The 18669-nt window shown below is 72.2% G+C and carries 16 protein-coding genes and 1 pseudogene; 4 read left to right on the top strand and 13 right to left on the bottom strand.

The window, feature by feature from the left end; all coding sequences use genetic code 11:
* Positions 1–30 precede the first annotated feature (30 nt).
* Entirely contained in the window at positions 31–462 is a 432-nt protein-coding gene (locus LIU39_RS06590) for a hypothetical protein (RefSeq protein WP_227045612.1), read from the bottom strand.
* Positions 463–822: 360 nt separating this feature from the next.
* Entirely contained in the window at positions 823–2328 is a 1506-nt protein-coding gene (proP, locus tag LIU39_RS06595; RefSeq protein WP_227045613.1) for a glycine betaine/L-proline transporter ProP, read from the bottom strand.
* Positions 2329–2862: 534 nt separating this feature from the next.
* On the opposite strand from proP, the gene LIU39_RS06600 reads away from it, so the two are divergent.
* Positions 2863–3861 (top strand): aldo/keto reductase, encoded by a 999-nt coding sequence (locus tag LIU39_RS06600; protein ID WP_227045614.1) that lies wholly within the window; start codon positions 2863–2865, stop codon positions 3859–3861.
* 29 nt (positions 3862–3890) lie between these two features.
* On the opposite strand, the gene LIU39_RS06605 is transcribed toward LIU39_RS06600, so the two are convergent.
* Positions 3891–4907: a CU044_5270 family protein gene (locus tag LIU39_RS06605; protein ID WP_227045615.1), complete on the bottom strand. Its 1017-nt coding sequence runs from the start codon at positions 4905–4907 to the stop codon at positions 3891–3893.
* A complete protein-coding gene (locus LIU39_RS06610) occupies positions 4900–5439 on the bottom strand; it encodes an RNA polymerase sigma factor (RefSeq protein WP_227045616.1) in 540 nt (179 codons plus the stop codon). The genes LIU39_RS06605 and LIU39_RS06610 overlap by 8 nt, the downstream gene beginning before the upstream one ends.
* A gap of 116 nt (positions 5440–5555) precedes the next feature.
* Between LIU39_RS06610 and ctaD the strand changes: the two genes are divergently transcribed.
* Together ctaD and LIU39_RS06620 are read left to right on the top strand one after the other, a co-directional pair.
* Entirely contained in the window at positions 5556–7211 is a 1656-nt protein-coding gene (ctaD, locus tag LIU39_RS06615) for an aa3-type cytochrome oxidase subunit I (RefSeq protein ID WP_308409349.1), read from the top strand.
* On the top strand, positions 7208–7606 hold the full coding sequence (locus LIU39_RS06620) for a hypothetical protein (RefSeq protein WP_308409350.1): 399 nt from the start codon (positions 7208–7210) through the stop codon (positions 7604–7606). The genes ctaD and LIU39_RS06620 overlap by 4 nt, the downstream gene beginning before the upstream one ends.
* Before the next feature lie 18 nt (positions 7607–7624).
* Here LIU39_RS06620 and LIU39_RS06625 read toward each other — a convergent pair whose 3' ends face one another.
* The 4 genes from LIU39_RS06625 to LIU39_RS06640 all read right to left on the bottom strand — a co-directional run bounded on the left by LIU39_RS06625 (position 7625) and on the right by LIU39_RS06640 (position 11206).
* Positions 7625–8329, bottom strand: a complete 705-nt coding sequence (locus tag LIU39_RS06625) for a hypothetical protein (RefSeq protein ID WP_227045617.1) — start codon at positions 8327–8329, stop codon at positions 7625–7627.
* Between the two features lie 138 nt (positions 8330–8467).
* Positions 8468–8902, bottom strand: a complete 435-nt coding sequence (locus tag LIU39_RS06630) for a DUF6114 domain-containing protein (RefSeq protein ID WP_372463817.1) — start codon at positions 8900–8902, stop codon at positions 8468–8470.
* 1 nt (position 8903) lies between these two features.
* Complete coding sequence (locus LIU39_RS06635) at positions 8904–9524, bottom strand: DUF6230 family protein (protein ID WP_227045618.1); 621 nt, start codon at positions 9522–9524, stop codon at positions 8904–8906.
* A 449-nt stretch (positions 9525–9973) separates the two neighbouring features.
* Positions 9974–11206 carry a cytochrome P450 gene (locus LIU39_RS06640; protein ID WP_227045619.1) on the bottom strand — a complete coding sequence of 411 codons (1233 nt, stop codon included), beginning with the start codon at positions 11204–11206 and terminating at the stop codon, positions 9974–9976.
* A gap of 349 nt (positions 11207–11555) precedes the next feature.
* Between LIU39_RS06640 and LIU39_RS06645 the strand changes: the two genes are divergently transcribed.
* Entirely contained in the window at positions 11556–12725 is a 1170-nt protein-coding gene (locus LIU39_RS06645; RefSeq protein ID WP_227045620.1) for a steroid 3-ketoacyl-CoA thiolase, read from the top strand.
* 36 nt (positions 12726–12761) lie between these two features.
* Here the strand turns inward: LIU39_RS06645 and LIU39_RS06650 are convergent, their stop codons facing one another.
* From LIU39_RS06650 to LIU39_RS06670, 5 genes and pseudogenes are all read right to left on the bottom strand, one after another.
* Positions 12762–13655 carry an ECF transporter S component gene (locus LIU39_RS06650; RefSeq protein ID WP_227045621.1) on the bottom strand — a complete coding sequence of 298 codons (894 nt, stop codon included), beginning with the start codon at positions 13653–13655 and terminating at the stop codon, positions 12762–12764.
* A pseudogene (locus LIU39_RS06655) lies at positions 13652–15344 on the bottom strand (ABC transporter ATP-binding protein). Before LIU39_RS06655 ends, LIU39_RS06650 begins: the two are co-directional and overlap by 4 nt.
* The gene (locus LIU39_RS06660; protein ID WP_227045622.1) at positions 15341–16510 is read right to left on the bottom strand and encodes a CbiQ family ECF transporter T component; all 1170 of its coding nucleotides are present in this window, start codon (positions 16508–16510) and stop codon (positions 15341–15343) included. The pseudogene LIU39_RS06655 and the gene LIU39_RS06660 overlap by 4 nt, the downstream one beginning before the upstream one ends.
* A complete protein-coding gene (locus tag LIU39_RS06665; protein ID WP_227045623.1) occupies positions 16507–17169 on the bottom strand; it encodes an SCO2322 family protein in 663 nt (220 codons plus the stop codon). The genes LIU39_RS06660 and LIU39_RS06665 overlap by 4 nt, the downstream gene beginning before the upstream one ends.
* Complete coding sequence (locus LIU39_RS06670; protein ID WP_227045624.1) at positions 17169–18467, bottom strand: SCO2321 family membrane protein; 1299 nt, start codon at positions 18465–18467, stop codon at positions 17169–17171. Before LIU39_RS06670 ends, LIU39_RS06665 begins: the two co-directional genes overlap by 1 nt.
* Positions 18468–18669 lie beyond the last annotated feature (202 nt).

Below are 18669 nucleotides of genomic sequence, written 5' to 3' on the forward strand. Positions count from 1 at the left end.
GCTCACCACGGCCCGGGGCCACGGGCGTTGTCAGCGCACCTGGACCGTAGCCACGTTCGAGGTCCTCCAACGCACGGGGTGGGCGTGCGGGCTGGTCAGCCCGTACATCACCGCACGGAATTCCAGCGAGCCGCGATGCGCGCCCTTCGTGTGAGCCGCGACCCGTGCCTCCGTGCCCGCGTCTCTGGCGACCGTGGCACCGCAGGCCACTTGGTGCCACGCGTGCCCACCGCTGCGGTCCTCCAGACATATCCGCATGTAGGAGGCGGCGTCGTCGTTCCCGTGCGCGGTGACCGTGAAGGTCTTGCCGACAGCCGCCGTGTGCGGCGCCGTGAGGTCCACGGCGCCCTTGGCGTGTGCGGGCACGGCAGCAAGTGCCAGTGCGGCCACCCCCAGTGCGCCGGTCACGGCCACACGCCGGCGGCTCCGCGTCTTCGTCTCGGTCTTCGTCGTCCTGGTCATGGACTTCCCTTCCGTGGATCTCCCCGATGTGACATCCACTGAGCATGTCTTCGATCACTCACGGTGTGACGGTCGAGCAGAAGTGGCCCCCGAAGGCGCCCCCGCTTCCCGCCAACCGTCCAGATGAGCGGGTCGCTCCCCGGGTTGCGTCCGGTGGGCGCTGTTACGGTTCCCTCACCTCGCTGCCGACGAGAGTCCCAACAGCGGTTGATTTGCTGTGCACTTGGGCGGCAGGACCGGGAACTGCATCCTGCGAGGGCGGCGACAGGACCTGGCGCCCCGGAACGCGCGGGAGCCCGGTGCGTATCCGCACCGGGCTCCCGCAGGTACTTCCTCACCGCCTCGCGTGGCGGCCCCTCATCAGGCCGTCGACGCGGCCGTTGCGCGTCGTGCGGTGCGGACGACCTCCACGGCCTCCGCCTCCGTCTCCACGGCCGGGGGTGAGCCGGGCAGTGGCTTGCGGGCGCTCTCCGACATCAGCCAGACGGCGACGCCGCCGATGACGGCGGCGGCCATCATGTAGTAGGCGGGCATCATGCGGTTGCCGGTGGCGCCGATCAGCGCGGTGACCACCAGCGGGGTCGTGCCGCCGAAGACCGACACGGAGATGTTGAAGCCGATCGACAGCGAGCCGTAGCGCACCTTCGTCGGGAAGAGCGCGGGCAGCGTGGACGGCATCGTCGAGGTGAAGCAGACCAGCAGCAGGCCCAGCGCGGTCATGCCCAGCGCGATGGCCACCAGCGAACCCTGCCGGATCAGCAGCAGCGCGGGCACCGAGAGGACCAGGAAGCCGAGGCAGCCGGCGGCGATCACCGGGCGGCGGCCGAAGCGGTCGCTGAGGCGTCCGGCGAACGGCTGGATGCACATCATCACGACCATCACGGCGAGCACGACCAGCAGCCCGTGGGTCTCGTCGTACTTCAGCTCCGACGTCAGGTAGCTCGGCATGTACGACAGCAGCATGTAGTCGGTGACGTTGAAGACCAGGACCAGGCCGACGCAGAGCAGCATCGAGCGCCACTGGCCGAAGATCATCTCCCGGATGCCGATCCGCTTCTCGGCCTCCCGGCGCTCCTTCTCCTTCGTCCGCGCTTCCTTCTCCAGCTGCGCGAACGCCGGGGTCTCCTCCAGACGCATCCGGAGGTACAGGCCGATGATGCCCATCGGGCCCGCGATCAGGAACGGGATCCGCCAGCCCCAGGAGAGCAGGTCTTCGGAGGAGAGCAGCGCCGTCATCAGCGTGACCAGGCCCGCACCGCCGACGTAGCCCGCCAGGGTGCCGAACTCCAGCCAGCTCCCGAGGAACCCGCGCTTCTTGTCCGGCGCGTACTCGGCGATGAAGGTGGACGCGCCGCCGTACTCACCGCCGGTCGAGAAGCCCTGGACGAGGCGGGCGGCCAGCAGCAGGATGGGCGCGCCCACGCCGATGGAGGCGTACGAGGGGATCAGGCCGATGCAGAAGGTGCCGGCCGCCATCATGATCATGGTGATGGCGAGGACCTTCTGCCGGCCGATCCGGTCGCCCAGCGGGCCGAAGACCATGCCGCCGATGGGGCGCACGAGGAACGCCGCGGCGAATGCGCCGAACGTCGACAGCAACTGCGCGGTCGGATCCCCGGAAGGGAAGAACACCTTGCCGAGCGTGACCGCGATGTAGCTGTAGACGCCGAAGTCGAACCACTCCATCGCATTGCCGAGCGCAGCAGCCGACACCGCACGCTTGACCATCGCGGGTTCGACGACGGTGACCTCGGAGGTCGACTCGCCGGCGGAACGGCCCTGGGACCGCGTTTCCGGATCGGGTGCGGCGCTCTTGCGGTTGCCGCCGGGTAGGGGCTCGGGTGCGACGGGGGACTGCGTCGGCACGTGTTCGCTCGCCTGCGCTCTCTGGGTCGACTACAGGGAAATACCCGTCATGGCGTGACGGGCGAAAGTCGACCATAGGGGCAGACCCGGTCATCACGGACGGTGCACGGTTGACCGCGCAGTCGGCCGTATACCCGCTCCATGCAGGGCAAACGCGTTTTTGCAAAGCCTTGGGCGGGACCTTTGTCTGTGATCCTTATCGCGGCGAATGACCGCAACCGCGCGCCGTTGTGACGGGTGGCACGGGGGAGGCGAGGGGGGCGTGTGAGCCGCGTCACGGTTGGCTTTGGTCCGTTGCGCAGGCCGCCGCGCACGAAAAACGGCGCGGCGGCGCTCCTCGCCGCCGCGCCGATGGATCGTCGCGTCCCTCAAGGATCCGCCGGGCGGCGCCGGGCCGCCACCCGGGGGTGCGCCGGGGCAGGTGCTTCGGCGCCGGGCCGCCGCGGTCCCGCATCGTGGTGTCACGCCAACTCGGGCCGCTCCACGGCCAATCCGGCAGCTGCCAGGGGCCGTCCGCTCCGTTACGCTCGCGTGATGAAGACGCGAAGGCTCGGCAGTGGCCCGGCGGAGGTTTCCGCGATCGGGCTCGGGTGCATGGGGATGTCGGTCGCCTACGGGCCGGCCGACGCGGACGAGGCGCTCCGTACGCTCGACCGGGCGGCGGCGCTCGGCGTCACCTTTCTCGATACGGCCGACGCGTACGGGCGCGGCGCCAACGAGGAACTGGTGGGCGGGTGGCTGGGCGACCGCGGGCGGCGTGCGGACGTCTTTCTGGCGACGAAGTTCGGGCTGCGGCACGATGCCGCCTCCGGGCGCGTCGACCGGGTCGACACCTCGCCCGCGTACGTACCGCTCGCCTGCGATGCGTCGCTGCGCCGCCTCGGCGTCGAGCGGATCGACCTCTACTACGCCCACCGGCGCGACCCGGGCACACCCGTAGAGGACACCGTCGGGGCGATGGCGGAGCTGGTCGCGGCCGGGAAGGTGGCGCATCTCGGGCTCTCCGAGGTGAGCGCGGCCACCCTGCGGGCCGCGCACGCCGTCCATCCCATCAGCGCGGTGCAGGTGGAGTACTCGCTGTTCACGCGGGACGTGGTGGAGGGCGAACTGCTCGCCACCTGCCGGGAGTTGGGGATCTCCGTGGTGGCGTACTCGCCGCTCGGGCGCGGCATGCTCGCCGGGGCGCTGGCCTCGCGCGATGAGCTGACCGATGGCGACAACCGCCGCCGCTGGCCCCGCTTCTCGGACGACAACATCACCCGCAATCTCGTGCTGGTGGCCGAGGTCCGGCGGATCGCCGGGGAGATCGGCGTGACCCCGGCGCAGGCGGCGCTCGGCTGGCTGCTGGCGCAGGGCGATGACATCGTGCCGATCCCGGGGACGAAGCGGGTGCGGTACGTCGAGGAGAACGCCGGGGCGGCCGCCGTGGAGCTGACTGCCGGGCAGGCCGCACGGCTGCGGGCCGCCGTGCCGGACACGGCCGTCGCGGGCGCGCGCTACCCGGAGCAGGCGCTGCGCCGTCTCGGCCACTGACGAGGCGGCCGCCCGCCCTCCCCAGGTCGTCACGGCATCCACGCCTCGTACGACATCACCTCGCCCGCCTTGATCTTGTAGTCGGGGAGGTCCTTGGTGACCGTGATCTCGTTGCCGAGCAGGGTGCCGGTCCGCGGGTCGAGGATGATCATCTGGCGGGCGCCCTCCATCGACCCGCCGTGGCCGGTGTAGACGTACGCCTGGCCGCGGCGGCCGAGCCGGTCGGTGACGATCCCGGCGGGGCGCAGGCCGTCGGCCGAGGCCAGCAGCTCGACGATGGCGGCGGTCTCGCGCGGTCCCGGCGTCCACTCCTGCCGGTACGAGGACAGCGCCTGGAGCAGCTGCGGGGTGTCGCCGGTGCCGCTTCCGTAGAGCATGCCGAGGAGTTCGCGCAGGCCGTCGGGGTTCGTCGGCGGCCGGGTGCGGGAGGCGAGGCCGCCGTGCTGGGCCTCGGAACCCGCCGGGTAGACCTTGTGGTGCAGCACCTTGCCGTCGTTGACGGTGTGCCAGTGGCCGTCCTCGTCGGCGTGGATCACAGGGCGGCCGGGGTGCCGCGGATCGGTCGCCACCACCATCTCGGAGCCGCCGCCGTCCGCGTTCCACCGGGTGATCCGCTCCTCGGGAACGGTGACCGGAGGCGCCGCGTCCGGGCCGGACTCCATGCTCATGTACCAGCTCTGCACGTGGCTGCCCCGGCGCGGTCCGTCCTCGGGGCCGGCGGCCTTCGCGAGGGCCGCGGCCCGGTGCGCCAGGACGTTCAGCGAGACGGACGGTGCGTCGGTGCGCAGGTGAAGGGCGGTCGGCACGGCGACGGCCGCCTGCGCTCCGGGGCCGGAGAAGGTGTACGCGAGCACCGCGACGATCGCGAGCACGGCGGCCTCGGCGCGCACCACGAGAAGGCGGCGCACCTTCCGGCGGCGGGTGCTGAACAGCAGCTGGTTCAGGGCGCGTTCGGCCCGGTGGTCGAGCGGCCGCTCGCGCCACGGGCCCTCGTGGGACGAGACGGGATCGACGGCACGCAGCAGGTCCAGTTCGTCGTCACGCATCGCGGTAGCCTCCTGCTTGCACGGACACCGTCGCCCGCATCCGGTCGATCTGCGTACGGAGCCGGCCGCGGGCCCGGTGCAGCCGCATCGCCGCCGCGCTCTGGCTGCACCCGAGGGTGACGCCCAGCTCCTCGATGGTCAGTTCCTCCCAGGCCGTCAGCCGCAGCACCTCCTGATCGGCGGGGGAGAGGCGGGCCAGCGCCTCGTGCACCCAGGAGCCGGGCCGTTCGGCGTCCGGGCTCTCCACGGTCCCCCGGCGGTGCGCCACCTCGTGGTTGCCGATGCGGTTCAGCAGCCGCCGGTAGCGGCCGAGCCCGCGCACCGTGTTGGCCAGGCAGTTCCTGGCCACCCCGTACAACCAGGGCAGGGGTGAGTCGGGAAGGTCGGCGCGGCGTCTCCAGGCTATGGAGAAGACCTCCGCGACCACTTCCTCGACCTCGTCTGCCTGCCCGTCCAGCCGGCGCGCCACGAAGCGGCTGACCGCCCAGTAGTGCGTGCGATAGGCATCGGCGAAGGCTTCCTCCGTGCTCATGATCCGTTGGTGTCCGGCATGCCCCCGATCTTCACACCCTCCTCCGGTGATCCTTCACACGGCCTCCGGAAGGCCGCAGGAGTGATGTCAGCGACGGCTCCGGACACCTAGCAGGCATGAAACAACCCGTGAAGTGGCTGACGACCACCGACCACAAGACCATCGGCACGATGTACCTCGTCACCTCGTTCGCGTTCTTCGCCATCGGCGGCCTGATGGCGCTCCTGATGCGCGCCGAACTGGCCAGGCCCGGCCATCAGATCCTGTCGAACGAACAGTTCAACCAGGCATTCACGATGCACGGCACGATCATGCTGCTGATGTTCGCGACGCCGCTGTTCTCCGGATTCGCCAACTGGATCATGCCGTTGCAGATCGGCGCGCCCGATGTCGCCTTCCCGCGGCTGAACATGTTCGCGTACTGGCTCTATCTCTTCGGGTCGCTGATCGCGGTCGGCGGATTCCTCACGCCGCAAGGCGCGGCGGACTTCGGCTGGTTCGCCTATTCGCCGCTCACCGACGCGGTGCATTCACCGGGTGTCGGCGGCGACATGTGGATCATGGGCCTCGCCTTTTCCGGATTCGGCACGATCCTCGGCGCCGTCAACTTCATCACCACGATCATCTGCATGCGCGCACCCGGCATGACCATGTTCCGCATGCCGATCTTCACCTGGAACGTGCTGCTGACCGCCGTACTCGTCCTGCTGGCCTTCCCGGTACTCGCCGCCGCGCTCTTCGCACTCGAAGCGGACCGTAAATTCGGGGCGCACGTCTTCGACGCGGCGAACGGCGGCGCACTGCTCTGGCAGCACCTCTTCTGGTTCTTCGGGCACCCCGAGGTCTACATCATCGCGCTGCCGTTCTTCGGCATCATCTCCGAGGTCATACCGGTGTTCTCGCGGAAGCCGATGTTCGGTTACGTCGGCCTGATCGCGGCGACGATTTCGATCGCCGGCCTCTCGGTCACCGTCTGGGCGCACCACATGTATGCGACCGGCGGCGTGCTGCTGCCGTTCTTCTCCTTCATGACCTTCCTCATCGCGGTGCCCACCGGCGTGAAGTTCTTCAACTGGATCGGCACGATGTGGAAGGGCTCACTGTCCTTCGAGACGCCGATGCTGTGGGCGATCGGCTTCCTGATCACCTTCACCTTCGGCGGCCTGACCGGCGTCATCCTCGCCTCGCCCCCCATGGACTTCGCCGTCACGGACACCTACTTCGTCGTCGCCCATTTCCACTACGTCATCTTCGGCACCGTCGTCTTCGCGATGTTCTCCGGATTCCACTTCTGGTGGCCGAAGTTCACCGGCAAGATGCTGGACGAACGGCTCGGAAAGATCACGTTCTGGACGCTGTTCATCGGGTTCCACGGCACGTTCCTCGTCCAGCACTGGCTGGGTGCCGAAGGAATGCTGCGCCGCATCCCCGACTATCTGGCGGCCGACGGATTCACCGCGCTCAACACCGTCTCCACCATTTTCTCCTTCCTCCTCGGCCTGTCGATGCTGCCGTTCCTCTACAACGTCTGGAAGACCGCGAAATACGGGGAGAAGGTGGAGGCCGACGACCCCTGGGGATACGGCCGTTCGCTGGAGTGGGCGACCTCCTGCCCGCCCCCGCGGCACAACTTCCTTTCCCTCCCCCGTATTCGTTCCGAATCCCCGGCATTCGACCTGCACCACCCGGAAATCGCCGCGGAGGGCGACGCGCTGGGGCAGGGCGACCGTGCGGCCCTGGACCGCGACGGTGAGCGGAGCGCCCGGGTATGAGCGGCGGGAGCGGGGTGAGCGACCTGAGCAATCCGAGCGGCATGGGCGAGGTGAGCGGCACGATGCGTACCGACGAAGCCATCAACGAAATCGAGGGGTATCTGCTCTGGGAGGCGGAGAAGAGCCGGGCGCGCACGCGGGCGGAAGCCTTCTGCGCCGGGCTGCCCTGGCTCACCGACAGCCAGCGCGCCGAGGTCGAACGCCTCTACTGTCAGGACCAGGCGGAACTGTCGAAGGCGTACCTGCAACGCATCGCCACCCGCAGCGCCTCCTTGCGGGCCGAGTACTCGGGCGTCTACCAGGTGCTGCGCAGGCGGCTGTTCACCGCGTTCGCCGCCGGCAGCGTCGCGGTGGCGGCGGCCGCGGCGGTGGCCGTTGTCCTCACCGCGCGCTGAGGACAACGGCCGGACGGCTCAGCCGGTGACGGTGATCCGAGACGCCGGATCGGTGGTGTCGGTGACCTTGTAGGTGGCGTTGAACTTCGAGCTGGTCGCCGTCGTCGGGCAGCCGAAACCGCCCTCCACCTTCACCGGCACCGCCGCGTCGGTGAACTTCAGGGTCGACGGCGCGCCGTTGGTCCAGCTGCCGCTGACGGTCGCCGCCGCCGTGGGCGCGGCCGTCACCGTGCAGTTGGCCAGGCCGCTGGTCTTCAGGACGAAGCCGCCCGACGGCATGGCGAGACCGGCGGTCACCTGCGCACCGTTCTGCATGGCCACGCCCCAGTCGCCGGTCGTGGTGACGGTGGCGCCGACCCCCGGCATGCTCGTGGTGCAGGAGCCGTACGTGGGCGCGGAGATGGCGCTGCTCACCGGCCCGGCCGCGTTGTGGTTGCCGGGGGCCGCCGGGACCTGGCCGGTGGATCCGGAGGCGGTACAGGTCACGGTCACCGACCCGGCGGAGAAGGTCGAGGTGCCGGTGAGCGCGGCGCTGAAGCCGTGCCCTGCGGGTGCCACGGTCGTGGGCGCGGCGGCGGCCGTTGACGCACCCGCCGGACCGGCCATCGCCAGGGAGAGCCCGAGGGCCGCCGCGATGCCGGTCGCGGCGGTGAGCGCGGTGCGTGCGCGGCGGGGGCGGCGCGTCATCGCGGATCTCGTCGCGGTTCTCATGTCGGATCTCATGTCAGGTCTCCTTCTGCGGTGGCCCGGGATGCCGGGCGCGAGGGGGAAGTGCGCGGGCACGACGGCCCCGTACGCGTACGAGCGCGTGGCGGTACGCGTACGGGGCCGTCGTGAACCGGGCGGGATGTTGACGGCCGGTCAGGCGGTGGCCGCGGGCTCTCCGGGAGCGCTCGCGGGGCCGGTGTCCTGGGCCGGGCCGCCCGGTTCGGTGTCGTCGGCGGCCGGCAGCGGCTGCCAGGCGAAGATCAGCGCGCCGCCGATGATGCCGAGCACGGTGCCGATCAGGAAGCCGCCGAGGTTGGACATCACCAGCGCGGCGGCCGAGAACAGCACCGTCAGGACGCCGGCGATGCCCCGGTAGTACGGCGCGAACCAGGCCGACAGGCCCATCAGGATCATCACCAGGCCCATCAGCACCGACGGGATGCCGGCGATGCCCTGCTGGAGCATGATCTTCAGGGGTGCGAGCGGGATGGCGCAGATCTCCGCGCCGGCCAGTACCGCAGCCAGTCCGCCCCAGAACGGGCGGCCGGTGCGCCAGCGCCGCAGGCGGGACCGGATCCCGGCCGCCATGTCAGAAGCATTCCTTCTTGCCCTTGGAGATCTTCATACTCAGCCCGGTGAGCCGGAACGTGCCCGCGTTGGTCGCCCAGGCGGTCTGCCGGAGGTGATCGATGGTGACGTCGTCGGCCTGTTGGGCGAACAGGTCCTGGAGGCCCTGGGCGCCGTCAGGCCCCTTGGTGAGGGTGGAGGCGTCCCGGCCGATCTCGATGCGGTGGAAGGACGCGTTGCCGGACAGCTGGGTGGCGTCCACGAAGAGGTCGTCGGCCTTGACCGGCGTCTTTCCGGTGCCCGCGCTGAGGTTGAGCGAGATGTCGCCGATGACCGGCAGGTGCGTGACCACCGACTGGCACAGGCTGTGCAGCTCGGCCGACTTGATGGCGGTGACGGCGACGGGCAGCAGGTCGCCCCTGGCGTTGGCGTCCACGCTGCCGTACTGGGCGAAGCCGTCGCCCTGGAGGCGGTCGGCCGAGACCTTGAACTGCTGTCCCGAGACGGCGAACGAGGCCGCCAGGGCTCCGTTGGCCAGGGCGATGCCGAGCGCGGCGGTGCCGGCGAGCGCCGGGACGGACAGCACGGCGAACCTTCGCCAGCTGATGCGTCCCGTGACGTGTCTGCCGTGTGCGTCCTTCATGACGTGTCCCCTTCGAAGAGCGGTGGCGCGCGCTGTCGATCACGTGGGGGGCGAACAAGGTCGCTGCATACGGGCGTTACGGCGGAACGGGCGGTACGGGCCGGACGGCCGGGTGCCCCGGTGGTGCGGCCGGACGTGCGGGGCCGGGGCGGTGGCGCGTGGGGGAGGCCGTGCGGGGCGGAGCGGGCGGCGCGGTGGTATGCAGCGCTGAGCGGTGCCGAACGCGCTGTGCCGGGCGGACCGCCGGCGCGGGCTGCGCCGGGCGGGCGGTACGGGCGGTGCGCTGTACTGCCGGGTGTTACCGGCGAGTTGAATGTAATTCCGCCCATGGGCGCTGGCAAGGTCGGGCGCGGGACGGGTTTCGGACGACTCCGCAGCCGCCCGTGGCCGAATCGCCGCGCCCCGCACCGCGCGGGGCCGTCACCACCCGGCCGACCGGCGGCGCCCCTTCACCCGTACTGCACCCGCAGTTCCTTCACGCCGTTGAGCCATGCCGAGCGCAGCCGGCGCGGTGCGCCGGTGAGGGAGATGTCCGGCATGGCGTCGGCGATGGCCTGGAAGATGAGGTTGATCTCCAGTACGGCCAGCGACTTGCCCAGGCAGAAGTGCGGGCCGCCGCCGCCGAAGCCGAGGTGCGGGTTCGGGTCGCGGGTGATGTCGAAGGACTCCGGGTGGTCGAAGACCTCGGGGTCGTTGTTGGCGGACGAGTAGAAGATGCCGACCCGCTGGCCCTTCGCGATCCGCGCGCCGCCCAGGGTGGTGTCCCGGGTCGCGGTGCGCTGGAAGGAGACCACCGGCGTCGCCCAGCGCACGATCTCCTCGGCCGCGGTGTCCGGGCGCTCGCGCTTGTACAGCTCCCACTGCTCGGGGTGGGTGAGGAAGGCGTGCATTCCGTGGGTGATCGCGTTGCGGGTCGTCTCGTTGCCGGCCACCGCCAACAGCAGGACGAAGAAGCCGAATTCGTCCGAGCCGAGGTTGCCCTCGTCCTCCGCGGCGACCAGCCGGCTGACGATGTCCTTGGCCGGGCACTCCTTGCGGTCGGCGGCGAGGTTCATCGCGTACGAGATCAGTTCCATGGCCGCGTTGGTGCCGACCTCTTCGGTGATGGCCAGCTCGGGGTCGTCGTAGGCGATCATCTTGTTCGACCAGTCGAAGATGCGGGCCCGGTCGTCCTGCGGGATGCCGATGAGTTCGGCGATGGCCTGGAGGGGCAGTTCACAGGCGATGTCGGTGACGAAGTCGCCCGAGCCGCGGCGGCGCGCCTCGGCGACGATCTTCGCGGCCCGGTCGCGCAGCGCGTCCTCCAGTGCGCGGATGGCGCGCGGGGTGAAGCCGCGCTGCACGATCTGGCGGACGCGGGTGTGCTCGGGCGGGTCCATGTTGAGCATGATCAGCTTCTGTACGTCGATCTGGTCGCGGGTCATCGACGGGTGGAAGCGGATGATCGAGGTGTTGAGGTGCGCGGAGAAGATGTCCGGTTTCGTGGACACCTCCTTGACATCCTCGTGGCGGGTCACCACCCAGTAGCCGTCGTCGTCGAACCCGGCGATGCCGTGCGGCTGGGCGTTCCACCACACGGGCGCGGTGCGCCGCAGCTGGGCGAACTCCGGGAGCGGGACGCGGGACTGGTAGAGGTCGGGGTCGGTGAAGTCGAATCCCTCGGGCAACGCTGGGCATGGCATCGGCGACTCCTGGTCCGGTCCGGCCGGGGCGCGGGCCCGTCCCGTGTCCGGCCGGGCGCGGACCGGGGCCGGGGACGCCGGCACCTCCGATATTTCTGACGACGCATCAGATGTCGCGGTGAAGGTAGTGACGAGTCCCGCAAGTGGCAAGGGCTGCGGCCGCACCTGTTGCGCAAGAGGGGGGCTCGGCGGCCGTTTCCGGGGCGTCGGGGATCGGACAACGGGGGTGCGCGCCCCTTGCGCGGCGGGGTGGGGCTCACGAGACTGAGCGCAGAACTAGAACGCGTACTAGTTCTTCTTCCGTGGGTGCCGGGACGCCCCGCGGACGCGAGGAGAGGACGAGTCAGTCATGGCCGCGGAACCCGTCATCGTCGAAGCCGTACGCACCCCGATCGGCAAGCGCCAAGGAGCGCTCGCCAACCTCCATCCCGCCTACCTCCTGGGCGAGACCTACCGCGAACTCCTCGGCCGTACGGGCATCCAGCCCGACTGCGTCGAACAGGTCGTCGGGGGCACCGTCACGCACGCCGGCGAACAGTCGATGAACCCGGCACGCAACGCCTGGCTCGCCATGGGCCTGCCCTACGAGACCGCCGCCACCACCGTCGACTGCCAGTGCGGATCATCCCAGCAGGCCAACCACATGGTCGCCAACATGATCGCCGGCGGCGTCATCGACGTCGGCATCGGCTGCGGCGTGGAGGCGATGTCCCGGGTGCCGCTGGGCAGCGGCTCCAAGCACGGGCCGGGCAAGCCCTGGCCCGACGAGTGGCACGTCGACCTGCCCAACCAGTTCGAGGCCGCCGAACGGATCGCCCGCCGCCGCGGCCTGACCCGCGAACGCGTCGACGCGCTCGGACTCCGCTCGCAGGAACGGGCCGCGGCCGCCTGGGCCGAGGAGCGCTTCAAGCGGGAGACCTTCGCCGTCCAGGTCCCCACCACCGAGGACGAACAGGCCGCGGGCCAGGGCATGTGGCGGCTCGTCGACCGGGACGAGGGACTGCGCGACACCGGTATGGAGGCGCTGGCCGGCCTCAAGCCCGTCATGCCGAACGCGGTGCACACCGCGGGCAACTCCTCGCAGATCTCCGACGGCGCCGCCGCCGTGATGTGGGCGTCCAAGCGGATGGCGCGGGCACTCAAGCTCAGGCCGCGGGCCCGGATCGTCGCCCAGGCGCTGGTCGGCGCGGACCCGCACTACCACCTCGACGGACCGGTCGACGCGACCCGCGCGGTCCTGGGCAAGGCGGGCATGTCGCTCAGGGACATCGACCTCGTCGAGATCAACGAGGCGTTCGCCTCCGTCGTGCTGTCCTGGGCGCAGGTCTTCGAACAGGACCTGGAGAAGGTCAACGTGAACGGCGGCGCCATCGCCCTGGGCCACCCGGTGGGGGCGACCGGCGCCCGGCTGATCGCCACCGCGCTGCACGAACTGGAGCGCAGGGACAAGGAGTTCGCGCTGATCACGATGTGCGCGGGCGGGGCGCTGGCGACGGGGACGATCATCCAGCGGCTGTGAGGCGGACACCCGCCGGAAGCCCCTGGAGGAAGGCGGTCAGCCGGGGGCACCCCCTTGGGAAGCGGTCCCGGCGGACGCGGCCCCGCTCTCCGGCGTGCCGAAGGAGACCGGGACGTCGAAGGCCGCGCGGCGGGTGGCCCGGCGCAGCGCCTTCAGGAGCGTGCCGCCCAGCGTCAGCGTCAGCAGCACCGTGACCGCCGCACGGGGCAGGTCCCAGCCGAGCGAGGTGGCCAGGCAGTACGCGAGATAGCGGGCGAGATTGTCGGGCAGCGGATCGCCGGGCACGAACGAGACACCCGAGGCCATCCCGCCGATGTACGGCCAGCCCTGGAGGTTCATGACCAGCCCGTAGAGGACCGCGGACACCGCCCCGTACCCGGCGAGCAGCGCCAGCTCGCGGCGCCCCCGCAGCCGGTCCGGCCCCGGCAGCAGACCGGCCCCCATCGACACCCAGCCCATCGACAGCATCTGGAACGGCATCCAGGGCCCGACACCGCCGGTCAGCAGCGCCGAAGCGAACATCGCCACCGAACCCAGCACGAACCCGAAGCCCGGCCCCAGCACCCGGCCGGCCAGCACCATCAGGAAGAACATCGGCTCGATCCCGGCCGTGCCCGCGCCGAGCGGCCGCATCGCCGCGCCGGCCGCGGCCAGCACGCCGAGCATCGCGATGGCCTTCGCGTCCAGGCCGCTGTCGGCGATGGTCGCCACCACGACGGCCAGCAGCATCGGCAGCAGCGCCGCGAACAGCCAGGGCGCGTCCCGGGAATGGGCGAGCCCGGAAGCGGAGTCGGCGAGCAGCGGCCAGCCGAACGCCATCACCCCGATCGCCGAGATCAGCGCCAGCGCCACGACGGAACGCGGCCCGAGCCGGACGGCCCGCACCCGGCGGCCGGGACGGGCGGCCCGCTCCGGAGGGTCCGGTGTCATGAGGCGTCCTCCAGGGCGCGGGCGACCTGGGGGACGGTCAGCCAGGGCAGCGGGGCGAGGATCTTGGCGACCTGCGGGGCGAAGGCGGGGGAGGAGACGACGACCTCGTCGGTCGGCCCGTCCGCGACGATCTCCCCGTCCGCCAGGATGACGACCCGCCGGGCCAGTTCGGCGGCCAGCTCCACGTCGTGGGTGGCCAGGACGATGGCGTGCCCCTCGGCCGCCAGGCCGCGCAGCACCTCCACCAGACGGCCCTTCGCCGCGTAGTCCAGGCCGCGGGTCGGCTCGTCGAGCAGCAGCAGCGGCGGCCGGGCCGTCAGCACGATCGCCAGCGCGAGGGCGAGACGCTGCCCCTCGGACAGGTCGCGCGGATGGGCCGCGTCCGGAACGTCCGGCAGCAGCCGGGCGACCAGCGCACGGCAACTGCCGGGCGCCGCCCCCGCGTCCCGGTCGGCCGCCGTGCACTCGGCGGCGACGGTGTCCGCGCAGAACAGGTCGCGCGGCTCCTGCGGGACCAGCCCGACGTGCCGCAGCAACGTGCCGGGAGCGGTGCGGTGCGGGACCGCGCCGCCGACCTTCACACTGCCCGACGACGGTTCGTGCATCCCGACCAGAGTGGTCAGCAGAGTGGACTTGCCGGCACCGTTACGGCCCATCAGAGCGAGCGTCTCGCCGGGGCGGACGGTCAGGTCCACCGCGCGCAGCGCCTCGGTCCGGCCGCGGCGGACGGCCAGCGCCGAGACGACGGCGGGCGCGGCACCGGGCTCAGGCGCAGTGCCGGGCGCCTCCGTGATGCGTCGCCGCCCCCGCCACAGACCGGCCGGCCGCCCCGGCTTCGGCGGAGCGGGAGCGGGTGTCACCGGGCCGGGCCCGGCCCGCCAGCCGTTCGCGCAGCGGAGCGGCCCGGCGCCGCGCGTCACGCACCGAAAGCGGCAGCGGCGACCAGCCCGCCAGCTCACCGAGCGCGACCACCGGCGGCTGCACGGGCGAGACCGCCATGATCGCGGCGGGATCGCCCTGCCGGGGCGGGGCGCCCGGCGCCGGCAGCAGAATGACCTGGTCCGCGTACTGCACCACCCGCTCAAGCCGGTGCTCGGCGAGCAGCACCGTCGTGCCCAGATCGTGCACCAGCCGCTGGAGCACGGCCAGCACCTCCTCGGCGGCCCCCGGATCCAGCGCCGACGTCGGCTCGTCCAGGACCAGCACCCGCGGGTGAGCGGTCAGCACCGAGCCGATCGCCACCCGCTGCTGCTGCCCGCCGGACAGCGTGGGCAGCGCACGGTCACGGAGACCGGCAAGACCCAGCAGATCCAGCGTCTCCTCGACGCGGCGCCGCATCACGTCCGGGGCGAGGCCCAGCGACTCCATGCCGTAGGCGAGTTCGTCCTCGACGGTGTCGGTGACGAAATGGGCCGACGGATCCTGGCCCACCGTGCCGACCACATCGGCCAGTTCACGCGGGGCATGGGTACGGGTGTCACGCCCGGCCACGGTGACCCGGCCGCTGAGCGTGCCCCCGGTGAAGTGCGGCACGAGCCCGCAGACGGCGTTCAGCAGCGTCGACTTGCCGACACCGGAAGGGCCCACGAGAAGGCACAGCTCCCCCTCGGGCACGGTCAGGTCGATGCCCCGGAGCACAGGCTGCGGCGCATCGCTGTAGGTGACCGAGACCTGCTCGAACCGGATCACTGCCAGGACTCCTTCTTCCGCCGGCCGGGTCGGCCGGACAACGATGCCTGCGGCCGCCCCGACCCCGCCGCCGAACCCCCGCCCGCCACGGCGGGCAGCGGCGCGACCCACGCAGGAAGCAGCCCGACGAGGACGGACAGGGCGGGCCAGAGCGGCAGTTGGGGCGCGGTGAGCGGGACCGCCGGCGGATGCAGAGCACCGGGCGCGTAGCCGTTCGCGCCGATCATCAGGGCGGCGACCGCGACCCCGGAGCCGGACACCAGCCAGGCGCGCACCCCCCACCGCTCCGGCCGGTACCGGGTACGCACCGAACGGCGCCCGCCCAGCCACAGCCCGGCCAGCGCCGCGGTGAGCCCCGCAAGCAGCAGCGGCAGCCCGAGACCGGCCCCCGCATCGGCCAGCAGTCCGTACGTCCCCGCGCAGACACCCAGCAGCCCGCCGAGCGTCAGGACGGTGGTGGTGTGCCGCACCGCACGCGGCACGAACGCACTGCGCCCGTAGCCCCGCGCGTCCATCGCGGCGGCCAGCGCCACCGACCGCTCCAGCGCACCCTCCAGGACCGGCAGGCCGACCTGGAGGAGGGCCGCGACACCACGGTCGGGACGGCCGCGCAGCCGCCGGGCGGCCCGCAGTCGCTGCACATCGGCGACGAGATTCGGCGCGAAGGTCATCGCCACGACCACCGCGACCCCCGCCTCGTACAGCGCGCCGGGCAGCGACTTCAGCAGCCGCGCCGGATTCGCCAGCGCATTGGCCGCCCCCACGCAGATCAGCAGCGTGGCCAGCTTCAGCCCGTCGTAGAGCGCGAAGACCATGCCCTCCGCGGTGACCCGGCCGCCGATGCGCACCCCCTTCGCCCAGTCGGGCAGCGGCAGTTCGGGCAGCGTCACCAGCGTGTGCGTCCCCGGGATCGGCGAACCGAGGAGGAACGCGAAGACCAGCCGGATGCCGAGCACCAGCAGCCCGAGCTTCACGAACGCCCCGTAGGAACGGGCCCAGGGCGCGTCCGTACGGCGCACGGCCACGACATAACCGGCGACGCCGACCAGCAGGCACAGCAGCAGCGGATTGGTGGTGCGGGACGCGGCGGTCGCGAGTCCCAGCGCCCACAGCCACCACGCGCCCGCGTGCAGGGCCGTGCTCCGGGTCGCCCGCGGGGCGCTCATCCGCGCCGGCGGCGGGCCTGCCACCCAGCGGCCGCACCCAGCACGACGACGACGGCGATCCCGCCGATCAGCCCGGCGGAAGGCCCGCCACCGTCCCCGTCCGCCCCCGAAGCCGGCTTCCCCGACGACGGCGACGCCCCGGCCGACCCACCCGAACCGCTCACCTGCTCCGCACACCCCGCCTTCGGATAACCGGCGACGCCGCACAGCAGCGCGTGCGCGTCGTAGCGCAGCGGCTCGGCCACCGCCGCCAGCGCATCACCCGCCGACGCGTCCGCAGGCACCCGGGCACACTCCGCGCGCGGCTTCGGCGGTCGCTCGCCCTTCGGCGCATCCGCCGCCGTGCCGAAATCGATGACGACCCCGATCCGCTTGGCCCCGGCCTTCGCCGGCGTACCGGCACACAGCGCCGTGAAGTCGGCCGCAGGACGGGGCTTGCCCGCGGCGGCCGAGTCGGCGCTGACGGTGAAGCGGAAGCCGGTGACGGCGCCGTCGGCAGGGCGCAGCGTGGCCGGGCCCTGCGTCGCGTACGCCCAGGACCCGCCCGCGCCGTCCCAGAACGACCAGTAGCGGTACTCCTGCGCCTGGGCCGGGCCCGCGCCCAGGCCGACCGCGGCCGCCGCGAGCAGCAGCGCACAGCCGATGCGGAAGCGCCGCATCACAGCCCGCGCTTCCGGCGGCCGCTCATCAGGAAGCCGATACCGGCACCGGCGGCGAGCCCGATGACGATCACCCACCACACGCTGATCCCGCCGCCGGACCCGGTGTCCTGCGAGTCCTCGGCGGGCGACGCGGACGAACCGGCGTCACCGGCCGGCTTCGGACCCGTCGCGCCCAGCGCCGCGACCAGGTCCGTGCCGCCGAAGTCCCGCGGGTCGGCGCCGGTGGCGTGCGCGGCGAAGATCAGCTGCGCGTACGCGGCCGGGCCGCCCGTCTTCGCCCACGGCGCGGCATGCTTCTCCAGCCACGCCAGCGGCTGCCGGGCCGCCGCGCCGTGCCCGCCCGCGGCCAGCGCCACGACCGCGTCGGCGGTGTTGCCCACATCGGGCTGCTGCTCCGCCCCCGGCATCGCGGACGGCAGATGCTGCCCGTTCCCGCCGAGCTGCGCGACGAGATACGCGTCCGCGCCCTCCGCGGCCTCCTTCCGCCCCGCCGCGTCGGCCTTCCCGCCGTCCTTCTCACCGTCCTTGCAGGACGGCGCCACCGGCTCGCCCGCGTCCTTGCCCGCAGGGCCGACGACGAAGCCCTTGCCCAGGGCGCCGGTCGCCGCGGCCGCCGACGCGTCCGCGTTCGGCGCCGCGCCCTTGAGCTGGAAGGCGAACGCGCCCCGCTCCGCCCCCTTCACGTCCTTCGCCCCGCAGCCCAGCCGGAAGGTGAGCAGCCCCTCGTACGGGGACCTGCCGCCCTTCTGTGACGTCACCGACTCCGGCCGCACACCGGCCGCGGTCAGCGCGCCGATCACCACCGACGTGGAGTTGGCGTCGCTCGCCGAGCCCGCCATCGACGGCCAGCCGCCGTCGTCGTTCTGCACCGACTTCAGCCAGCCCACCGCCTTCTGCACGGCCTCGCCGTGCCCGCCGAGCGCGGCCAGCGCCTGCACGGCCGCCGCCGTCTGGTTGGTGTCCCGCATCGTCTTGGCGTCACACGCCTTCGCCGGATCCGCGCGGAACGCCGCGAACCCGCCGTCCGCGCACTGCTGCCCCGCCAGCCAGTCCACGGCGGCCCCGGCAGGACGCACCCCCACCGTGTGCTGGGCCAGCAGCGCGAGCGACTGCCGCCACACCCCGTCGTACTGCGCGTCCCCGGTGCCGTAGAGGCCCGCGGGCAGCTTCTTCGGGGCGGGCGAAGGCGAGTCGGCGAACGCGGCCGGTGCGGCGGCGCCCAGCACGGCGGCGGCCGCCAGCACGGCAGCCGTACGGCGCGCCAGGACGGCGAAGGAGGGGGCCATGGGGGCCATCGGTCGGTGCCTCTCGGTCGGTTCGCAGCGGTGGTGGTGGAGGCACGCCCTACGGCAGCCACGCCGGTGGCCGTGATGACCGTACGCGGTGGCACCGGGCTCAGCTCCGTATACCTCGACGGTGCCGCGCACCGGCCGGCCGCGGGCGGCGGATCCGGTGGCGGGAGCCTTGGTGTGCCCCACCGGGCGCTCCGGCTCGTGC

Source organism: Streptomyces pinistramenti, assembly GCF_020564935.1.
GTDB lineage: Bacteria > Actinomycetota > Actinomycetes > Streptomycetales > Streptomycetaceae > Streptomyces > Streptomyces pinistramenti.

Coding starts and splice junctions, on each gene's coding strand:
- LIU39_RS06590 (WP_227045612.1), bottom strand. CDS start 462: ATGACCAGGACGACGAAGACCGAGACGAAGACGCGGAGCCGCCGGCGT.
- LIU39_RS06600 (WP_227045614.1), top strand. CDS start 2,863: ATGAAGACGCGAAGGCTCGGCAGTGGCCCGGCGGAGGTTTCCGCGATC.
- LIU39_RS06605 (WP_227045615.1), bottom strand. CDS start 4,907: ATGCGTGACGACGAACTGGACCTGCTGCGTGCCGTCGATCCCGTCTCG.
- LIU39_RS06610 (WP_227045616.1), bottom strand. CDS start 5,439: ATGAGCACGGAGGAAGCCTTCGCCGATGCCTATCGCACGCACTACTGG.
- ctaD (WP_308409349.1), top strand. CDS start 5,556: ATGAAACAACCCGTGAAGTGGCTGACGACCACCGACCACAAGACCATC.
- LIU39_RS06620 (WP_308409350.1), top strand. CDS start 7,208: ATGAGCGGCGGGAGCGGGGTGAGCGACCTGAGCAATCCGAGCGGCATG.
- LIU39_RS06625 (WP_227045617.1), bottom strand. CDS start 8,329: ATGAGATCCGACATGAGAACCGCGACGAGATCCGCGATGACGCGCCGC.
- LIU39_RS06630 (WP_372463817.1), bottom strand. CDS start 8,902: ATGGCGGCCGGGATCCGGTCCCGCCTGCGGCGCTGGCGCACCGGCCGC.
- LIU39_RS06635 (WP_227045618.1), bottom strand. CDS start 9,524: ATGAAGGACGCACACGGCAGACACGTCACGGGACGCATCAGCTGGCGA.
- LIU39_RS06640 (WP_227045619.1), bottom strand. CDS start 11,206: ATGCCATGCCCAGCGTTGCCCGAGGGATTCGACTTCACCGACCCCGAC.
- LIU39_RS06645 (WP_227045620.1), top strand. CDS start 11,556: ATGGCCGCGGAACCCGTCATCGTCGAAGCCGTACGCACCCCGATCGGC.
- LIU39_RS06650 (WP_227045621.1), bottom strand. CDS start 13,655: ATGACACCGGACCCTCCGGAGCGGGCCGCCCGTCCCGGCCGCCGGGTG.
- LIU39_RS06660 (WP_227045622.1), bottom strand. CDS start 16,510: ATGAGCGCCCCGCGGGCGACCCGGAGCACGGCCCTGCACGCGGGCGCG.
- LIU39_RS06665 (WP_227045623.1), bottom strand. CDS start 17,169: ATGCGGCGCTTCCGCATCGGCTGTGCGCTGCTGCTCGCGGCGGCCGCG.
- LIU39_RS06670 (WP_227045624.1), bottom strand. CDS start 18,467: ATGGCCCCCATGGCCCCCTCCTTCGCCGTCCTGGCGCGCCGTACGGCT.